Origin of the sequence: Winogradskyella vidalii (assembly GCF_013403955.1) — a bacterium.
Taxonomy (GTDB): domain Bacteria; phylum Bacteroidota; class Bacteroidia; order Flavobacteriales; family Flavobacteriaceae; genus Winogradskyella; species Winogradskyella vidalii.
The window spans coordinates 1,262,105-1,283,159 of sequence record NZ_JABFDG010000001.1; the positions used below are offsets into that span (position 1 = coordinate 1,262,105).

14 protein-coding genes are annotated in these 21,055 nt (G+C 33.3%); 7 read left to right on the top strand and 7 right to left on the bottom strand.

Annotated features, from left to right (window positions below; translation table 11 throughout):
- Positions 1-187: 187 nt before the first annotated feature.
- A complete protein-coding gene (locus HM982_RS05390) occupies positions 188-652 on the top strand; it encodes a DUF4168 domain-containing protein (protein WP_179352082.1) in 465 nt (154 codons plus the stop codon).
- Between the two features lie 193 nt (positions 653-845).
- On the opposite strand, the gene HM982_RS05395 is transcribed toward HM982_RS05390, so the two are convergent.
- The 7 genes from HM982_RS05395 to HM982_RS05425 all read right to left on the bottom strand — a co-directional run bounded on the left by HM982_RS05395 (position 846) and on the right by HM982_RS05425 (position 11,082).
- Complete coding sequence (locus HM982_RS05395) at positions 846-1,616, bottom strand: hypothetical protein (protein WP_179352083.1); 771 nt, start codon at positions 1,614-1,616, stop codon at positions 846-848.
- 33 nt (positions 1,617-1,649) lie between these two features.
- Positions 1,650-4,025 carry a leucine-rich repeat domain-containing protein gene (locus HM982_RS05400; protein ID WP_179352084.1) on the bottom strand — a complete coding sequence of 792 codons (2,376 nt, stop codon included), beginning with the start codon at positions 4,023-4,025 and terminating at the stop codon, positions 1,650-1,652.
- A 69-nt stretch (positions 4,026-4,094) separates the two neighbouring features.
- The gene (locus HM982_RS05405; RefSeq protein ID WP_246296574.1) at positions 4,095-4,469 is read right to left on the bottom strand and encodes a hypothetical protein; all 375 of its coding nucleotides are present in this window, start codon (positions 4,467-4,469) and stop codon (positions 4,095-4,097) included.
- A 158-nt stretch (positions 4,470-4,627) separates the two neighbouring features.
- Positions 4,628-5,146, bottom strand: coding sequence for a GNAT family N-acetyltransferase (locus tag HM982_RS05410; protein ID WP_179352085.1), 519 nt, complete (start codon positions 5,144-5,146; stop codon positions 4,628-4,630).
- Between the two features lie 88 nt (positions 5,147-5,234).
- A complete protein-coding gene (locus HM982_RS05415) occupies positions 5,235-5,543 on the bottom strand; it encodes a hypothetical protein (RefSeq protein WP_179352086.1) in 309 nt (102 codons plus the stop codon).
- Between the two features lie 8 nt (positions 5,544-5,551).
- Positions 5,552-5,965, bottom strand: a complete 414-nt coding sequence (locus HM982_RS05420; RefSeq protein ID WP_179352087.1) for a hypothetical protein — start codon at positions 5,963-5,965, stop codon at positions 5,552-5,554.
- A gap of 116 nt (positions 5,966-6,081) precedes the next feature.
- Positions 6,082-11,082 carry a DUF4132 domain-containing protein gene (locus HM982_RS05425; RefSeq protein WP_179352088.1) on the bottom strand — a complete coding sequence of 1,667 codons (5,001 nt, stop codon included), beginning with the start codon at positions 11,080-11,082 and terminating at the stop codon, positions 6,082-6,084.
- Positions 11,083-11,301: 219 nt separating this feature from the next.
- Here HM982_RS05425 and HM982_RS05430 point away from each other — a divergent pair, with 219 nt between their 5' ends.
- From HM982_RS05430 to HM982_RS05455, 6 genes are all read left to right on the top strand, one after another.
- The gene (locus tag HM982_RS05430) at positions 11,302-13,815 is read left to right on the top strand and encodes a leucine-rich repeat domain-containing protein (RefSeq protein WP_179352089.1); all 2,514 of its coding nucleotides are present in this window, start codon (positions 11,302-11,304) and stop codon (positions 13,813-13,815) included.
- Positions 13,816-13,893: 78 nt separating this feature from the next.
- Complete coding sequence (locus tag HM982_RS05435) at positions 13,894-16,419, top strand: leucine-rich repeat domain-containing protein (RefSeq protein WP_179352090.1); 2,526 nt, start codon at positions 13,894-13,896, stop codon at positions 16,417-16,419.
- A 166-nt stretch (positions 16,420-16,585) separates the two neighbouring features.
- Complete coding sequence (locus HM982_RS05440) at positions 16,586-17,695, top strand: sensor histidine kinase (protein WP_179352091.1); 1,110 nt, start codon at positions 16,586-16,588, stop codon at positions 17,693-17,695.
- Positions 17,692-18,408: a LytR/AlgR family response regulator transcription factor gene (locus HM982_RS05445; RefSeq protein ID WP_179352092.1), complete on the top strand. Its 717-nt coding sequence runs from the start codon at positions 17,692-17,694 to the stop codon at positions 18,406-18,408. The genes HM982_RS05440 and HM982_RS05445 overlap by 4 nt, the downstream gene beginning before the upstream one ends.
- A 99-nt stretch (positions 18,409-18,507) precedes the next feature.
- A complete protein-coding gene (locus tag HM982_RS05450) occupies positions 18,508-19,692 on the top strand; it encodes an Lcl C-terminal domain-containing protein (protein WP_179352093.1) in 1,185 nt (394 codons plus the stop codon).
- 99 nt (positions 19,693-19,791) lie between these two features.
- Positions 19,792-21,015, top strand: a complete 1,224-nt coding sequence (locus HM982_RS05455; protein ID WP_218849764.1) for an Lcl C-terminal domain-containing protein — start codon at positions 19,792-19,794, stop codon at positions 21,013-21,015.
- The last annotated feature ends 40 nt before the right edge of the window (positions 21,016-21,055 follow it).

Genomic DNA, 21,055 nt, shown 5'->3' on the forward strand with positions numbered 1-21,055 from the left:
TTTTATTTTTGGTACTAAATACTCGTTGCGTCTTATCGTTTGAAGTTTTGTTCTTACAAAATATTTTGCCTATTAAGGGTTTCTTAAAAAGCCTTAAATTATTATAAAGTAACGTTAAGAGCGACGTTTTAATTGTTGGTATATAATATAACTTCTAAGTTTGAGTAAATCTTATAAAACAATTACTATGATTAAATCACTGAAAAACAAAAGTTTATTTCTATTCGCCTTTATTGTGGGTTCTATGAGTCTTTTTGCTCAAGAACAAGACGTTTCTGATAAGGAATTGGGGCAATTTGCTGATGCCTTTACAGAGGTTCAAATTCAAAATCAGAAATCCCAACAGAAAATGATAGCCGTAATTAAAGAAGAAGGTTTAGAGGTAGAGCGTTTTAATGAAATTCAACAAGCGGTTATGGATCCAAATAAAGAATCGGATGCTACGGAAGCTGAAAAAGAAAAGCATGGAAATGCAACAAGTAAATTAGAAAAAATGCAACCTGAAATTGAAAAAGAGGTTATTGCAAGTATAGAGTCTACAGGGATTTCTATAAATGATTACGAGTCTCTTGCAGCAAAAATTCAACAAGATCAAGATCTTCAACAACGATTACAAGCTATTATTGTAAAGCGTCAAGGCGATAAGTCTTAAGTTTATGACATATAACAAAAATTAGTTGTAATTTTTGTTATACTATAAATGCCAAGTTTCTTTTTTCTGAAGAAACTTGGCATTTATATTTTTAGATAAGCCAACATTAACTTCTCATAGCTTTACATGAATCCTACATAGAGAATATCATATTTTATGACGTGCTTAATTTGCTTTTCTTTTAGTCCTTAAATTATTCCGTATATCTTAAAAACAAATGTTTTTTATTTTTGATGATATCAGCTAATTTTTCAAACTCTGATTCTGTGGTGTTATACAATTTTGCCAAGTCAGATACCAATGCTTTTAATTCCTTTCCTTTCAGTTTTTCATTTTTAATAAATCCTAAAAAGGAAGCCCCTATACCAAAAAGTTCAAAATTGTAGGTTTCAAAGAGGTGTTTTGATAGCGCGTAATTTTCAAAAGGACTAAAGTCGGCATCAAAATATCCATTCGGAAACCCTGTAAGTCCTTCGTATGGTTGTTCTACAGGAAGAATTTTCAGAATCACTTGTTGGTCTAAAAAAGCCAATGGAGATTCATTAATGTTTTCTAAATCTAAAACATCGTCATCAGAATTATCTATGCCTTTTTCACAAACGGTTTTAAAATCAATACCTTTTGTTTGTTTTAAAAAGTTTTCTCGGATAATAAAATATTCCGATGGTGTAGACAAATGCCCCAAATGCTCGTTATCTTCATCATAGCAGGCTTTGTCAAGTCCAGATAAATCATAACCGTCTGTATCCAGCAAAGCATTGTAATCACAAGCGTGCCCACTAGTATATTCGGCTTGACCTAAATCATCAAGGGTTAAAATTATGGTCTTGTCAGGATGATTTTGTTTATAGGTTTGATAAACGGCTATAAGTTCCTCGTACGATTTTATATTTTCAATTAAAAAACTATCAAATAACCTTTCTTGGTAAGGCTCTCGAGTTCTAATTAATTTTTCTATGTTCATAGTTTTGGTTTAAATACTAAATAGCATCAAAAATTACACATTTGCTTCTTTACTGAACTCTTTTTTCAACTCCGTATAACCCGGTGTTATTAAGTTGTTGTATTTTTTTGGATTCATATTATATCCATCAAAACCAGAGATGTAATATTTTAGTTCTTTCAGTTTTAGTTTCTGGAAGTATTCTGGCACGGCATTTTCAAACTTACAACCATCAATGTCTAAGCGTTCTAAATGGGGTAAATCGGCTATCCAAGTTGGTAAATCTACAAAGTCATTTCCGCCTAAGGATAAGGTTTTTAAAGTGGTCATATGCTGAATGAAATCTGGCAACACTTCAAACTTATGGTTGATTAAAAACTCGGTTAGTTTTAATTCTGAAATACTTTCCGGAATACTATTTACCTCGTCACTAATGCCCCTAAAACTTAATTTTTTCAAGGCTTTAAACTGATTTAATTTAGCATAAGCTTCCATTCCAAATTGATAACTTAAGGCAATATAAATCGATTCTAAAACAGGTGCTTCTAAAGTTTCAAGACTTTCAAAAGTGGTATAACTTAAATCTAAAGCTTTTAAATTCGGCAACGTTACTTTAGGAAACCTAGTTGAAACGTCATAATGTGCCATATTTAAGCCCTCTAAATTGGGCATATTTTTTATAATAGATTCTAGGTTGTCTCCTTTGTAAAAATCTAATTTAAAATATTTTAATTTCGGAGCAGGTTTAGACGTTAAAGGCACAAGACTAGCTTCATTATTATCTAAATGTAAATATTCTAAGTTTGTACAATAGTTAAGTACATCTTTAAAATGACCGGTATTTGTATAAGCTTTTAGTGTGGTTAATAGTTTCGGTTTTGGTAAGTATTGCGTTAAATCTTCTTGCGTATTTTCACATTCATTAATACCCGAAAAATGAAGTGATTTAGTTATTAAGTTGCTAAATAAAACCTTAGGTTCTTCAATCGCTAAATTCCCAAAATAAGCTTGTTCAGTTTCCAGTAATTTTTCAGCAGGAATATATGCTTTAATATCAAATAGGTATAATTCTTTTATTTTTGAAGGTAAATTAGCAGCATTCAATACCAATTCACGACAGCTATTAAAACTTAAATACTCTAAATGTTCCAAGTCTTTTAAACCTTCAGGAATACTTTCTATACTGGCGCCGTACATTTTTAAATAACGTAATTGCGTACATTTTTCAATATCTTGAAACAAGGTTTCCATATGAATTCCTTGATGAATATCGATAGCTTTAAGTGTTGTTAATTGTCCGAAACCGAGTGTGACTTCAGAAAAATCTGTTATATATTGAATTATTAATTTTTCTAAATAGGTAAAACGTTCAGGATGAGACAATACGTAATTTAAGGTTTTAGTATCTCTAACTAATAATTCAGTATTTGGAATAGGTGAACTTCCTGGTACAATTTGTAGACTATCATCTAAAGTGATGTATTCACAGCTCTTGGTAAAAATTTCATTGTCTTCAATGGTTTTAATTAAAGGAACTGCTTTAAACTTAAGTACAAAAAGCTTATCTAATTGATTGAATCCGCTAGGGATTTCAATAAGATTTGGACACTTAAATAAATTAAACTTTTCAAGGTTTACGAGTGTGGCAATACTTTTAGGAAGATTTGTTAAGTGTTCTAATCTTATAAAGTCTAATTCTTTTAAACTCGTAGGAAGTTGTAATTGAGAAGTGTCTTTTAAATTGACGACGTAGAAGCCTAATTCTTCTAATTTTGTAAGTTTTTCTAGCTGAAGCGACGCTTGGAAATCTGTTTCTATGTCGCTTAATTCTAGTTGTTTGATATTGTTTAAAGACCAAAACGACTCTGGGAATGCAGTTAATTTAGGTAATTCTAAACTGACGTCTTCTAATTGTTTTAAATTTCCTATTGAAATTGGTAACGCTTGGTAATCGCCTTCAATGTCTAAAGCCGTTAAAGAAGTAATATCACAAATTTCCTCTGGTAATCCGTTAGTAAATACATTGGCTATTTTAAGTTTCGTTATACCGTTTAAACGCGAAATAAGATTGGGTTGCTTTTCTAGAATTTCTGCAATACTTTTTGTTCTAATAGAAAGCAAAGAAAATTGAAAAGCGTTGTAGATTTTACCTATAGGAAATAATGGGTCTTTAAGTCCGTATTTAAGTAAGGTTTCTAAAATTTCACTTGAATTTTCACCATCTGCAGGTAATTTATTACGGGTGTTATATGCACTAAGAAGTTCTGCTGTACCGTATTGCTCTATAGTTGCGGTAATTTCTGCAACAATAATTTCATCTCTAGACATTTTACCAATAGCAAAAAGCTCATAGAGATAAGCTTTTGGGTAATTGGGATGCGTTTTTAATTGCTTGTAATATCGATTAAGGTTGGATAAGTCTAAGATCATTGTATAGGTTTGTAAAGTAAAACGTTGATTTTTTTTGTAAACAATATTTCAAAGGAATACGATGAGATATTAAGCCGACATACGGTTAATTGCTTCCATTCGTTTTAAAATGATAGGTACAAACAACGCGAATTTGGCATTAAACTCTTCTTGTGTTTTAGCCGTGTTTAAGTTTTCACCCATAGTTACCCAAGTAGCAAATAAAGCGTCTTCCTTACTAGATTCATCAGTATCCATATTTAAGGCTTTAATTAATTGGAAGTTCTCATCGGTATTATAGAATCCGGTTTTACTCACAATTTCAAAAACAAGTTCAAAGATGTTTCTTGTATCTAAAAGTTCATTAATTTTAATTTCTGTTTCCTTGGAAGCGCTAACAGATTCAAAAACATCAACCATTAAATTTTGTACTCTTCCGTTAATACTAAAGTCTAGATTTTTCAAAATCATATTATTTTATTATTCCATACAAATTTATGCTAGTCGATTACGTTTTTTATCACGGTATTCAGCGATTTTAAGTTTTAGCTATATACCATTTGAGCATAAAAAAAGGTGTTACAGTATTGTAAACACCTTATTGTTTTATAAGTTAAGGAACGTTATTTGTACTCTAAATACATAATGTGATTAGGATTAGAATGGGTTTCTGAAATTTGAAAATCATAAGCGCCTGCAATTTTAAAGCCCATTCTTTTATAAAAATCAACAGCCTTATTGTTTTCCGTCCAAACGACTAACCAAATTCCATTTTGCTGATGTTGTTGGGATAAAGCGATATTAAAATCGAGTAATTTTAGACCTAATTGTTTGCCGTGAAAGGCTTTTAAAAGATAGATACGGTCTAGTTTGGTAATGTTTTTATCGCCTATATTTATATTAGGACATTCCAATTCTATTTTTGAAAACCCAGCAAGGATTTCGTTATGATAGATAAGGTGGTATGCGACTTGGTTATTTTCAAATTCTTTGCGTATGGCTTCGGTATTATAGGTCTTTAAAATGAAGTTATTTATATCGCTTTTAGAAGCGCTGTGGCCGTGAGATTCGGAAAAGGTCTGTTGTGCTAGTTCTGCAATTAATTCGGAATGCTCTACATTTGCTTTTATAATTCCAACCATTTTAATGCCTTTATCTTCTATTTCGGATTTGTTTTTTTGCGAAATTATGGTTTTTCTAACTATAGAAACTGTAAATTTTAGTTAAGAATTAATGTTTTAATTGAATGATTTTAGTATTCAAAAATTGAAATGTCCCTCGTCCTGAAACCTGCTTAGAATATAGGCTATGCTCTTCTCCATATGAAACACCAGAATTTACATCAAACCTAAAGTCTGCATTTTTAAAACTGAACGTTTTGTCGCTGCTGTTTACAGAAATAGTGGTTGGATTTAAGCTAACGTCCCAATAGCTAGAAGCTTCATTGCCACATTCTAAATGGGCTAATAAATGTCCCCAACTTTTATTATGGTTAGCGATATGTTCTGCTAATTGAGTTTGAATGTTTTTGAGTTCCATATTAAAAACTACCAATAGGTTCCTACTAGAAACGTCATTCTTATAAATGCAATGACACTTTCTGATGTTAATTCTAAAGGTGTCTTTAAATCCGTGATTTCATCGTCGTCTACAAACACCACGAATAATCCGTCTTTAAAGGCTAACAATACATTGTCTATGGCGTGTTGATGATTAGCAAGTGTTGTATTAGTAATCTCTCCAAAATCGACTTTACCACTTTGGGCTTGTTCTTGGATTTCGGCAGGACTTAAAAATCCAACGACGTTTACTTCGGTGCGTTTTTTATTATAGGCATCGACTTGATGTTTAACACAGCCAATTAATAAATCTTTTAGATTTTTAGGGTTTTCATTTAGAGTAAAAGGGATTTCTTTTACTTTTTTCTTCCCGAGTCGTTTTAGTTGTAACGTGAGTTCCATGATTTACGTATGTTTTGCGTTAGGGATTGCCGTGGAAAGCCCACAGTGTGTTAGCACGAGGACTTGCAACAGAAAGCCCGACCTCGCCTAAGCGAGGTAACGCCCTAATGATTGTATTAACTATTAATTTGTGCCAAAATGGTTGGATCTTGGATTTTATGGTCTTCTGAAAGCAATTTCATTTTTGAAATAATTTCTGCCGATTTTGGGTCTTCGTCAACAAAAGGCAAGAACATGCGTCCACGATGCTGACTGTGCACCGGAATGATGGATAACGACAGTCCGTTTTTGCTCACCTGACCACTTCCTAAATGAATGCTATATTCGCCTAAAGTTCCTTTTATAAAAATATGACGCTCTTTAACCGTAATATTTTTAAGCTTGAATAATAGAGCTGAAGCTTCGGCCAAGGCACCACGCATTTCCATGGTACTGTGACTCGCTTCTGGGTCTACGCCACCAACGTGAGCAACACTTACCACAAGATCGACATCGCGCATAATTTCGCTAAATACTACCGACGGAATTTCGGTTAGCGGAATTCTCTCGTAGCTATCTATGGAATGGAAACACACATCTTCTAACGTTGGCGCTTCTGCCTCTGATGGTGAATACCAATCTGCCATGGCGTACATCGTAGCTATAAAACCGTGTTTATGATATACTTTTTGCAAACCTTCTTCCATACTCACCGTCCAACCGCGACCACGTAATAAGGCTACGGTTTTTTTAGGTTGAATTTGGTGGCCTTGGTAACGTTCTGAGCGGTTACTATGCTCACGCTCATCGTCGGTTATGAGGTATAATTCTCTAAATACTTGTTTAAAGGGTTGTACTAAGCGTTCTGCAAATAAGTGTTTTTGATAGATATCCCATTCAACATTTTTGTAAAGATGAGATGGATGCGCAATAAGCAAGACATCGTCTTCTGCTAATTGGTGTGTTTTACCTGTGGCATCTGTTAAAATACCTGCGGTGTAAAATCCGGTAATTTCTTTTTCTGGAACGTACATGACTAATTTGCTCAACATCACTTTTACAATAGGATGCTGCATCATATTATGAATTTCTTGTGCCGTAAATTTATCTTCGTTTACCATCGCATTTTCCAACGATAAACGTGTTCTGCTGTATTGTCTAGACAGATATGTTTTGTTATCTTTTAAAGCAATAACTTGCTTGTCTTTACGTAATTTAGCCGGAATATTTTTTAATGATTTTCCTGCTTTGGTGATTTTAAATTCTGTTTTACCAAGGTCATTAATTACTAATTCTATCACCGTTTCTTCTATAGAGATTACGGCATTTTTCATAATAGTTTGCGTGGCTTTGGCTTCCATGGCCCAACTGAAACGTACGCGGTCTTGGTAACCTGCAGTTCTAGATAAATTATCTAGACTAATTTCTACGGCAGTAGCTTCACTTTCCTGACGTTGTGCCCCAAATTGCTTGCTTTCTTTAAGGAAGTCTTGCAATAAGTTGTAACGTTTTAATAAATCTTTTTCTGGTACGGTTTTACTTAACGGAATTAAACCTAAAGCACGCACGTAATCTTTATCGCGTTTGTCTTTAATTTTTTTCAGCGTCTCGGTGATTTTTACTTCGCCAAGCATCACACTAGAATAGAGTTTTACTTGTCGGTGTCCGTTTCCATCAGTAATATATTTGGCGGCATCGTGTAGTAGTTTCCAATTGCTTTTTCCAATAGTTTTATAAACTTTATTAAACCAATCGACATCGATGGCGCCAAGAGCAAAATCACTTTTTGGAATGTTAGAATAACGCGAAATAATCGTTTCTTTTTCGCTATTCATATAATCTGAAGCGTGTGCTTGAAACCACCAAACAGCATCTTCTAATTTTTCTAACCCTAAATATTCACCCACAACACCTGTCCATTGTGTGGCATAACAGGCCAATTCTATTAATCGTTTTTTAGTCACTTTAGAGCCGTCTGCACGTGCGGCAAAATCGGCATAACTTTCATTGTCTTTAAAAAGAGATTTTTTTAGAAGGCCGCTAAAAATTGTTTTTTTACTATCGCCGTAATAGCTGTAACCACGTTCAAAATTATCTTTTCCTAAACGTTCTAAAATTCTAAAGACATAATCTACACCTTCTACGCGGTGAATACCATTCATGTAGCCTGTTGCCGTGGTTTCTAAATCACCGCGCTCTAATTCTGTTTCTAATAAATTGGTTTTTAAAGGTAAAAATACGTGCTTAGGCACACAGTCTTTTTCTATCCATTTATAATTCATTCTGTAATTAAAACCACCATCCATGATGACCATCAATTCACGAGAATGTAAGGCTTGAAAGCGTATGTCATCATCATTAATTAAGCCTTTTTTGTAAAGTCTTAATGTAACAGCGATACTAGGGAATGGTACAATACCAGGTCTACTGAATTGTTTTGTAATTACCTTTACATCCTCAGTCGTATTAGGATAAGCAATATCTTGTGCTACTAAATACATATAAGTTCCCCAATATTTTTGAAGTTGTGCTTCTGTAAGAAACTCCAAATTACTCATACTTAAACTTGGTACAAGAGGTAAAATAACATTTGTCCAGTTAAACGTTTTTTTATTGTAACGATAATTAGAGGTTTGATACTGTACTGACTTAAGCTTGTCAGGGAAATTAGCAATCATATCTTCCATAACATCTAGCTTAAAATTAGCAATCGTTTTTTCTTCTGCGTAGACTTTAAATAGACGAATTAAAATTTTAGTATAGGCATCAGATTTTGAATTGTAACGATCTTTTTTATCTAATTTTAAACCATTTAAATCTGGATAGTACTGTCTAGCAAAAGACTCAAAATCTTTATAATCTCCAAACGGGTTATTGTGATTTTTAATGTAACGAATTGCAGCATACATTTCAAAATCATTTAGTTGACTTTGTTCGTACCATGCAATCCAAGCTTTAGCTAATGGAATGTTATGCAACAGCTCTTCTGGTGTTGCATCATCACCTAAGCGTTTTATATCTCGAATGCCTTTTTCAATATAAGTAGTTGCTATTTCTCCTTTATAAAGTTCTGTTTGATATTCGTAATTATTATTTTTAGTAACACTATCTATTAACGCATTAACAGCTTTTACAATTTTATTAGTATCAATAAATTCTTTGAATTTAAACCCTAAAGATCCAGATGTTGTGATTCCTAATTTATCAAAGAAATTGGTTTTTTTCTCAAAACGTGATTGTGGAATATATAGAGGCGTTAAATTATCGTAATCGATAGCTCCAAAACCATTACTGTAATTAAATTCTTCTGAAGTATCCGAAAATTTATCTAAATACACCTGTTCGTTTTTAGTGATTTTAGGACGCTCGTTATACATGTGAATTTGCTCTTCTACATAATTAGATTGTCTGTTGGCATCATGCAAAAGGGTTAACACTTCTAATCCTGCTAAACGCTGGTCGATGCTTTTTGAAGACACTAAATTGGTTGTACGCGTTCTTAAGCTGTCTACCGGTAATTGGAGTAGTAACTGAATTAAAGCCGTTCGTAAACCTTTATGTTTTCGTCTTAATAAATCTTCAACAATGTCTAAATCGGCATCATAAAGATGCATTTTACTGAACAAATTTAACCCCGTAGACATGAGCAGTTCATTACGGTTGTAAATGGCTTTTCTTGCTAAGGCGCGTTTCCAAGAATATTGGTCGAAATTTAAACGTTCTTTCTCCTTTAATTTTTGTTCGTAATTGTAAAAAGAATAGCTGTAATGTTTTGAGAATACTTTTCGAATATAGTCTTCTCTAAATTCGGTTGGTATAATCTCTAAATCATTAGAAATTAATTCTAATTGCGCTTCTGTGGCACCATTAATTAAAAAACGATAGAAATACAGTGGATTTGGTGTAAAACTCCACCATGAGAATATTTTACTTTCAAAGGTTTTACCTTTTGCTTCGGCTGTTTTTGCAACAGTAAATAGTTTTAAAAAGGTTTCATTATCTAAAGTTTGGGTTGGTAAGTTTACCGCTACCCAATGGTCTAGAGCATAATCTTTACCTACTTCATTTTTGAAAAAATCCACCAAAAGATCATTTGTTTTGTCGGTTTGACTAATGAAATATAAGGCAAGAACCTTTTTGTGTCTATCTTCCGATTCAAAAACAATATCGAGGGCTTTTCTGTTTGCGGTATCTACATCTAAAATACCAATGGACCACAAACCAACTAACACTTCTAAATTATCTTTACTCTTTAAGTAGGTGTCTACTTCTTTTACATTTAAAATTAGAGATTGCGCCAATTGTAATACGCGGTTAATAACCGATTTTTTAGGCGTGTCCCAATTTAATCCAAACCACGTGCTCACTGCCCTGTTAACACTGCTAAAACGAGCTAAGTCGTTTTCTAAAACAACAGAAATCATATATTTTAGGGCGCCAAGACCAGATTCATCTAAAGCTTCTAAAATGGTTTGTCTTAAACCTTCTTGACGTTGGGCGGCGAGTAGTAATTTACCCACCATTTCCCAATGTTTTTCGTCTTCAGAAAGTAGCAGGGCTTTTATAATATCTGCGCTTATACCACCAATTTCATCTTCATTTTGAATAATATCGTCTAACAATTCATCAAACATACCATTTCCATTATGAAGTAAAATGGCTAAAAAGAGGCTGTTTCCGTGAGGAAAATAGGTGCTGTATTGAAAATGTTCATGTAGTGTTAATCCACCAAATCCCATTCTGCTAGAGTTTAGGAATGCTCTAAAAGTCACTATTTTTTTGTGTATAACATCTTCGCCATCTCGCGATCTAAAGGCTTGCCTATTATAAGAATCTTGATAGGGTAAGGTGTTTATAAAATCCCACATTGCTGCTAGATATGGCGCTTGAATAATACCGAATAACTGCATTCCTAAACGCATCCCTTCTGGTGTGGTCCAAGGATTTATATTAAAAGGATCTTCGAAGGCGGCAATAAAATCATACTGATTATAGTAGACGCGTTTATCTTTTTCTATACCAGCCAACACTTTTGCTAAAACACGATAAGGCTCAGAATACGCACGAAATTCAAACCGGTCTACCGCTGGTTTTTTGTATTGCTCAAGGTGTTTTCTAGCATCTTCTATAGGGATCATATCTCTTAAATATTTTTAACTATGGTCATTAACAATGATTTGTCTTTTTCTATACAAACCGAATTACTGATGGCAAGGTAAAAGAAATCTGTTTGTTTAAACTCACGGTATTTAGTGATTTTTATAAAGGGCGTTTTTTACGTTTTAAATATCACAGAATACAGTGACAAAACACAGCTGCTTTTAAAATAGGTTTGTAACATAAAATTAAACGGCCTTATGATACTTGCTAAACACGAACTTGGTTTCAACTTTTATGAAGATGAAGCATCTTTTGAAAAAATTAAAGGGTGTAAAAATTATCCTGAAGATTTTTATTACGAGATTTTTGTACTTGCTAAATCTACTAAAAACAAGCAGATTAGAACCGAATGTGCCAATATCATAAAAAAACAGGCACCAGAAACTTTACAACTCGCCTTTAAGAGTCGAAAAAAAATAACGACAATACAAGATTCTCAATCTTTTAACAAAAAACTGATTGCTATATTAGAATACGGTGTACTTTCAGAAGACTTAGACCTTTTTAAACTATACACACTTGTTTGTAAGCGTTTAACGCTTTCGCTTGAATATAGAAGTAAAGAGGTTATTGAACTTTTCATAGAAACACCACGTCTTTTAAGTCAGTTTAATGGTATTAAAGAATTAACAATTAGCACCTCTAGACAGAAAGAAGGTTTTAGTAGCGTTGTAAACAACATAACGCAACTTACTTCATTAGATAAACTTGAACTTGACATTGATTATAAATACATACCAGAAGAACTAGAACGATTAGTTAACTTAAAAGAGTTTATACTAGCAGCACCTAATTTGGTATGGGTTCCCGTAGGAATAACAAAACTAAAAACACTTAAAAAGTTGGAGTTTAGAGGAAGTTTTCCTTTTGGTAATGACGAGCCTAATCCTAACATAGTTAACTTTACTTGGCTTAAAGAATTGACAAGTTTAAAGCATTTAAAAATAGGTTCTTTTGCGGTACAAGATCTCTCTGATGTTGAGCTTCCGGCAAGTTTAAAAAAATTAGAGCTTTTTAGGTTAGAAAATCTAACCGCTTTACCAGAAACACTTGGTCACTTACCAAAACTAAAAACATTAAGGCTAAGTGGTATGAGGGAGCTAGAACACTTTTCTGCATCTGTTAGTGAATTTAAAACCTTAGAGGTTTTAGAAGTTATTCATTTATCTAAATTAAAAAAAGTTCCTGCATCCTTTATTTTTGGACCAAATATTAAACGTTTACTAGGTTTGTATACAGAGTTTATGCCTTATGGAGTAACCCCTGTAACTAAGCTAAAAAGAATCGTTTTTACCAATCCAGAGCTTCTTAGTTTTGTATTAGGTAATGCCTTGTCTTTTCCTAATTTAAAAGAGATAGAAATTACTTGTGATGCACCACAAAGAAGAAGTGCGCATACGCTTTCTGCATTTAAAAAACTTAAAAACCTTAAGTATAAGTTAGCACATCATTTAGAATGGGTTTTAGAGGGTATTCACGAATGTAAAAAGCTAGAAGACGTTTTTATTTATGGTATATATAATGGAGCTGATGCTGAAATAACGAACGCTGATGTTGCTAATTTTCCTCAGTCATTTTCTAGAATAGAACATTTGCAAACCTTAAAAGTGCACAGTGCAAAAGCACTTGTTTTAAATACAGATTATTTACCTATAAAGACAGATAGTCTTATCATTACAGATATAAAAGTCATTGAGCCGGGTATTGAAAATTTTGAGGTAAATCATATAAAAGTAACAGATACACCTATTACCGCATTGCAAAAGTTTTATTCAGTAATACGTGCTAAAAAAATTGAGTTAGACGATGTAAATAGTGTTAAAAATGAGACTTTAGATTTTGATACTTTTAAAGCCCCTGAAAGCTTTAAAGATTTTATATTTAATAGTAATGTAAAAGGTTTAGATAAGGCATTAAAAGCACTTTGTAATTTACAATCACTAACCATTGATTTTAATAAAGATAATGCCAAACAAAACAACGGTTTAACCGCTTATACACACCATAATTTAAAGAACTTGACTATTAAAAATTTTAATGGTGACACTAGTGTTATTAAATTATTATTAGAGCATACGCCTCATCTAGAGTTTTTAGAAATTTACGATTGTATAGGCCTTGTAAATCTTCCTAAGGTTACTTTAAATAAACTAAAAACGCTAAAATTATTTTATAGCGATGATATACAGTCTATAGAAAACTTAACAGTGCCCAACATAGAACTTTTTAAAGTTTTATCGTGTGACAATTTTGGTTACGATGCTATGGTTACGGCATCGCATTGGAAAACGCTTAAGTTTCTTTGGTTACAGAACATTAGTAAAGATCTTGAAACCTACCCAGAGACTATTGCAGACTTAAATTTAGACACCTTTTTTATTGATGGATTTTTAACTAAAAGACAAATACCAAAATGGATAGGCAGAATGAAATCCTTACGAGTTCTAGGAATAGAACAGTTTTATTATTGTCCATTACCGGAAGAATTAGCCGAATTAACCCAATTAAAAATAATGAGTATCAGAGGCTGTGATTTTACAGAACAAGTGTCTGATAAATTTAAGAATTTGAATTTAGAAGATTTAATTTACAGGTATTCAAAATTTAATGGAAACAATATGAAATCCTCTAAATTTTACGCATTAGCTAAAAATAAAATCTTAAAAGAGGATTTTGATAACAGATATGAAAAATATGATCTGTACTGTTAAAGAAATTAAAGCACAACGTACTGTATCTAAAAAAACTGTTTCCAAAAGAAATTTATACTTTAAAAATTAACGATTATTATGACAAAACCAGCAGAAACACCTGTTTTCAAGTTTTATACAATGGATGAGTATTATGAAGACATTAAAAAGTGTAAAAACTTTCCAGAGGATTTTTATTATGAAATTTTTGTGATTGCAAAAGCAACCTCAGATAAAAAAAATAGAACAGAGTGTGCTAACATCATAAAAAAACAAGCCCCAGAAGCTTTGCAATTAGCTTTTAAAAGTCGAAAAAGAATAACACAAAAAGGAAAGCGTGTAGCCAGAATGATTTCTATTTTAGAATATGGATTGCTATCTAAAGACTTAGACCTTCTTAAATTACATAACCTAATTGGTGGAGGAACAAAACTATGGTTTTTACATTCTTCGACAGATTTTTTAGATCGCTTGTTAGAACATCCACATATATTAAGACGATTTAATGGCGTAAAAAGTTTAGAAATCCATTTAAAAGGAGAAGGCAATACCTATGATAGTATTCTTAATGAGATATCAAAATTAACGTCTTTAGAAGAAATAGATCTAGAAGGTGATTATGAACAACTACCAGAGGATTTTGGTAATTTATCAAATTTAAAAAAACTAAAGCTTGTTGCGCCTTCTTTAAAAAAGTTTCCAAGTACAATGTCTCAGTTAACAGCCTTAAAAAAAATACGTATTGAAGGTGATTATTGGATTGGAAAAATTATTCCTAATATGAATCTAACCGATTTTAATTGGCTTACAAAACTTACTAAATTAAAAGTGTTCAAACTACGTTATGTAGGCGTGCAAGACCTATCTCAAGTCGTGTTTCCTGGATCCTTAAAACGTATAGAATTGTTTTACTTAAATGAATTAACAGCATTACCTAAAGATGTAAGCCATTTAAAGCAACTAAAAGAGTTTGAGGTTTTATCTAAAAGCATAGATAACTTACCAAGCGGATTTGAAGATTTACCAAAATTAGAACATTTTAAACTTAGTGCACCTAAGATAGATTCCATATCATCTACCTTATTTTTTGGCGATGCGTCTAGATGTTTTGAAGAAACGCCTAGACCTAAATTAGAAACAAAAATTACATATAGCGAAACTAATATTTCACCAATGACGGAAATTAGTCTGCGAGAATCTATAGAAATAGATTCGGCTAAACTTCTGAACTTTGTGTTAGATAACGCGTCGTTTTTCCCTAATTTAAAGACGATAACAGTAGATTGTGAAGCACCAGAAATCCCTCATAAAACATCATTAGCTGTATTTAAGAATTTAACTACGCTTCATTACAAACTAGAACATAAACTAGATTGGCTTTTTGAAGGGATTGAGCAATGTACAAAACTTAAAAATGTAGAATTATACAGATTTAAAGAGTGGCATACTAAAGATATAAAATTAGCTGTTAGAATTTTTCCTTCAGTATTTTCAAAAATAACGCAGTTAGATAACCTGACGATTAAAAATGCGAGTGCTTTAGTTGTAGACACCGGTCATTTACCTAAGCATATTACTAATTTAACTATTTCTGAAATTAAAGGCATAAAAGCAGGAACAGAACCTTTTGATGTGTTTAATCTGGAAATTAAAGCCACACCAATTCTTAATTTACAGGAATTTTATGCAGTAATTAGTGCGGCTAAATTTAATCTTGGACATAGAAATAATGATGTCAATAATGTGTTAGATTTTGAAAACTTTAGACATCCAGAAAAAATTGAATCGTTTGATTTTACCAGTGATGTGAGTCAGTTAAATAGCTTACTTAAAAACTTCGAAAATTTAAAAGAGCTTACCATCACATTTAAAAAAGCCAATCCAGAACGTAACAATGCATTAACTGCTTTTAAACACACCAATTTAAAAGTATTAAGAATTGATGATTATAACGGAACTACCGAAGCTCTAGAACGTTTATTAAGTCAGACACCAAACCTTGAGTTTTTAGGAATATTTGAAGCTAAAGGTTTTGATGCTTTTCCTGCTGTAAATTTGCCTCAGCTTAAAAAATTAAGAATGCAGAGTGTCGCGCTTAAAACCATAGACAAGCTTAAAGTAGAAACTATAGAAGCGGTAAAACTAATACATTGTGATCATATTAACGATGAAAGTATTGAAGTGATATCGCATTGGAGTTCTCTAAAACATCTTTGGTTAGAAGGTTTAGATGAAAAGGGAAGCACATACCCAGAATCGATTTCTGACTTAAATTTAGAAACACTTTTTATTAGCGCACATAACAGAGAGGAAAAAATACCGACTTGGATTGCCAATCTAAAAAAATTACGTGTTTTAGGAGTAAATAAATTCAAACAGGTGGTTTTACCTGTGGAATTAGCATCATTAACACAGCTTGACGTGTTAAGTATTAGTGGATGTGAATTTTCAGAAAAAGTATCGGAAGACTTTAGAAATCTTAATCTAAAGAAATTAGTGTATTGGACGTCTAAATTTAATGGAAGTAATATGAAGTCTGAACTCTATGAGCCCTTAGAACATAAATTAGTGTCCCAACGAAATTTTGATGAAATAGATAGTGAAGCGGCTTTTAGATACGAGTAAAGTAAATAAAGTAGGAGTTTTCCAGTATTAGCGCGTTAAGCGTGCTATCCGTTGCTTGTAATTTTATTTCTGTTGAAGGATAGGAGGTTTCTATTGAATATTTTTGAATCCTAAGGCTAGGAGTTGCATTTTTGTAGAGATAGTTAAAGCTCATTAATACGCAAGCATGAATCTGAAATTTTTAGATAAGCAACATTCAAAATTTTTCGAGTTGGTTTTTATAACCGCGTTTTGGCTGTTATTATTTATGGCACCTTTGTTTTTTCAGTGGATTAATAAAGGGATGGTTAATTGGGTGGTGCTACTTAATGTTTGGAGCGATTATATTCCTTTACTTATAGTCTTTGCAATTAACCGTGGTATATTAATTCCTCAGGTTTTATTTAAAAATACACTTCCGGTATACTTGCTTACAGTTGCGGTTTTAATTTCAGTAACGGTTTTTGGTTCCATTTCTGTTAGAGACCATTTATATCCGGAAAAAACACCAACAGCCATTCAAGGTGGTACGCTTCGCTTTCCAGATGCCAACAAAGCTAAAACTAATAGAAAGCTTCAAACACAGAAAGTACCATTGTCAGCCATACCACCATATGTGAATCTTGTTTTGTTATCTATTTTATTGGTAGGTTTTGATACGGGGATGAAACTTTCGGTAAATTATGCCCAAGCGCTTCAGAAAAATGCAGAAGTAGAGAAGGAGAATATTAAAAACGAATTAGCTTTTCTTCGGAATCAAATTAGCCCGCATTTTTTAATGAATACGCTTAACAATATTCATGCCTTAATAGATTTCGATTCTAAAGAAGCACAACGCTCTATAGCGAAGCTTTCAGTTTTAATGCGGCATTTATTGTATGAGTCGGATGCCAAACCAACCACTTTACAGAAAGAGATTACCTTTATTAAAAGTTACATAGAACTCATGCAGTTGCGCTATTCAGACGATGTGCAAATTAAACTTGAATTGCCAGAACAGATTCTTAATATTTCAATACCACCGCTCTTGTTTACGAATATATTAGAAAATGCTTTTAAATATGGTATTAGTTATGAAGAGGAATCGTTTGTGTATATAAAGCTAGAGCTTCGGGATGCCGAGTTAGAATTTCAAATTAAAAATAGTGTGCCCCAACAAAATAACCATGCCGAGCAACATGGAATAGGTATAAATAATACCGAAAAACGCCTTAAATTATTGTACCAAACTAATTATACGTTTACCCATGGCCAAAAAGATAATATCTTTACGGCAACTATAAAAATTCCGATATGATACGATGTATAGCTGTAGATGATGAGCCTTTGGCACTGAGACAGATGTTGTCTTATATTGAAAAAACACCATTTTTACAATTGGAAGCTCAATTTATGAGCGGAAAAAAGGTAAAAGACTATCTAGAAACCAATTCAATCGATTTAGTTTTTTTAGATATTAATATGCCTGATTTAAACGGTATGGAACTTGCTAAATCTTTGGAGAATCCACCCAAAATAATTTTTACAACAGCTTATAGTGATTATGCTATTGAAGGCTATAAAGTAAATGCCTTAGATTATTTACTAAAGCCTATAGAGTATGACGATTTTTTGTTAGCCGCGACGAAAGCCGAAACGGTTATAAAAAAAATGGCCTTGCTTAAAACTGAATTTAAAAAGACGGGCGATTATCTATTTATTAAATCGGGGCAAAAACACATTCGTATCAATTTTAATGATATTGAATATTTAGAATCTCAAAAAGAATATGTCTGTATTCATTTAATACATAGTGAGCCGGTAAGAACCTTAATCCGACTAAAAAATATTGAAGACGTACTGCCTTCAGCTAATTTTATGCGTATTCATCGATCTTTTATTGTGAACCTCAATCATATTGTAACGGTAGAACGCAATCAGATTATTTACAGCAAAAAACGATCTATTGTGGTGAGTGATACTTACCAAAAAGCCTTCAAGACCTTTCTTTCCAATCATTTTTGTAACTGAGTTTTCATTGATAAAAACCGCAGTTCTGTTGATTGTACTTTTATTTCATTCCTATTTTAAGGTCATTTGTAGTATGTAAATGATTAAAAAACGATTAAGATGAATATAAATAAAAGAATAACTGTTGGCCTGGGGCTTATTAGTTTCTGTTTTCAAATGCTAACGGCCCAAAGTAATTACCCCATAGTAGATACCAATGTTTCTGATTTTTATAGTGATGTTAATATCATTTCAGAACCGAAAATATCCGATGCTTTTTACGGACAAGATGCTACCTATGATGGAAACCAAACTTCGTATACGGATAATAACGATGGTACTATAACAGATCAGGTTACTGGCTTAGTTTGGGAACAAGATATGGGCGATAAAATGACTTATGAAGCTGCTTTTATTAAAGCCGAACAGTCTACACTTGGCGGTTATACAGATTGGCGCGTGCCAACCATAAAAGAGTTGTATTCCTTAATTCAATTTACAGGTCAAGTGAAAGGACAGCATACCATTAGTAGGTTTATCGATACAGATTATTTTAATCAACCGCTTGGAGATACTTCAAAAGGCGAACGCGAAATAGATGCACAAACCTGGTCGGCAACAGAATATGTAGGACGTACCATGCGAAATGACAAAACTGTTTTTGGGGTGAATTTTATAGATGGTCGTATAAAAGGCTATCCCGTGGTTAAAAAGAAAACGGGTAACAATAATACCATGTATTTCCGTTTAGTTAGAGGTAATACAGACTATGGTAAAAATAATTTTATAGATAATGGCGACGGTACAGTCAGCGATTATGCAACGGGATTAATGTGGCAAAAAACAGATGACGGCGAAGGACACGATTGGGAAGACGCTTTGGCCTATGCCGAAGATTTAGAATTAGCAAATCATAAGGATTGGAGGTTGCCAAATGCTAAAGAATTACAGAGTATTGTAGATTATTCTAGATCGCCGCAAACTACAAGTTCTCCAGCTATAGACCCCTTGTTCTCGACTTCAGAAATCAAAGATCCTAATGGGAAATCTGGACAATATCCATTTTTTTGGACGAGCACCACACATTTAGACGGAAAGAATCCCTACGGTAGTGCCGTGTATATTGCTTTTGGAGAAGGTTTGGGGAAGATGCATAACACGTTAATGGATGTGCATGGTGCAGGATGCCAAAGAAGTGATCCTAAAAGTGGAAATTACAATCGTTATCCTGAATTTTTCGGTCCGCAAGGCGATGTGCGTTACGTATATAACTATGTGCGCGCTGTAAGAGATATAACTGAATAACTTTTGGTTGATGATATTGGACCTTCTGTTGATATCTATTGGAGAGGCCATCATCCGATAATAAATTTGAAAAAATATGAATTTAAACGCAAAATAAATATGAATTTTAAGAATAGAAGCTTAGCTGTTTTCATGCTAGCATTAACAATGTTTTCTTGTAGTAGTGAAGATAATAATGGGGAAGAAAATCAAATTTCTGTAATACCTACAGATCATACCTATGCGATTGTAGATACGGGGGTGTCAGATTTTTATAGTGATACCAATATTATTGCAGAACCCGCCGTGGGCGAATCTTTTTATGGTCAAGATGCCAGCTACAATGGTAACCAACCTTCATACACAGATAATGATGATGGTACGGTAACCGATAACGTTACAGGTCTCATGTGGCAACAAGATATGGGCGTTAAAATGTCTTATGCTGACGCCGAACTGACCGTAGCATCTTTAAATTTAGGAGGCTACAATGATTGGCGAATACCAACTATTAAAGAATTGTATTCCTTAGCAAATTTTACCGGACGTTGTTTTGGAGATGAAGCGGTAGATATGTTTATCAACACTGATTATTTTGAGCAACCAATTGGAGATGAATCTATAGGGGAACGTGAAATTGATGGGCAAACATGGTCTAAAACGCATTATGTCGGTCAGATTATGAATGGGGAAGAAGCTATTTTTGGTTATAATTTTGTTGACGGTAGATTAAAGGGCTATCCTAAATACAAAGCAGCTACAGGCGCTCCAAATACCATGTATTTCCGTATGGTGAGAGGGAATACAGCATATGGTGAGAACAATTTTATAGCGAATGGTGACGGTACTATAACGGATCTTGCAACTGGGTTAATGTGGCAACAAGCAGATAATGGCGCTACTTATGATTGGGGGAGCGCTTTGGAATATGCGGAAGATTTAACACTTGCTGGACATAGCGATTGGAGAATGCCTAATGCCAAAGAATTACAAAGTATTGTGGATTATATGCGCAGTCCTTCAACCACAAATTCACCTGCGATAGACCCTTTGTTTTCATGTACAGCAATTGTAGACACCAATGGTAATTCTGGTCAGTATGGTTATTATTGGTCCAGTTCGCCTTTACAAGATGGACCAACACCATACACCGATGCGGTTTATTTTTGCTTCGGAAAAGCCCAAGGTATCATGAATGGGCAATTACTAGATGTTCATGGTGCAGGTGCGCAACGTAACGACCCTAAATCGGGGGATGCAGCAGACTTTCCTGATAGTTTTGGGCCACAAGGTGATGTGCGTTACGTCTATAATTTTATCAGATGTGTAAGAAACGCAGATTAAAAATGAAGGTGGTTTTATAAGTTAAATTATGGTATAACAT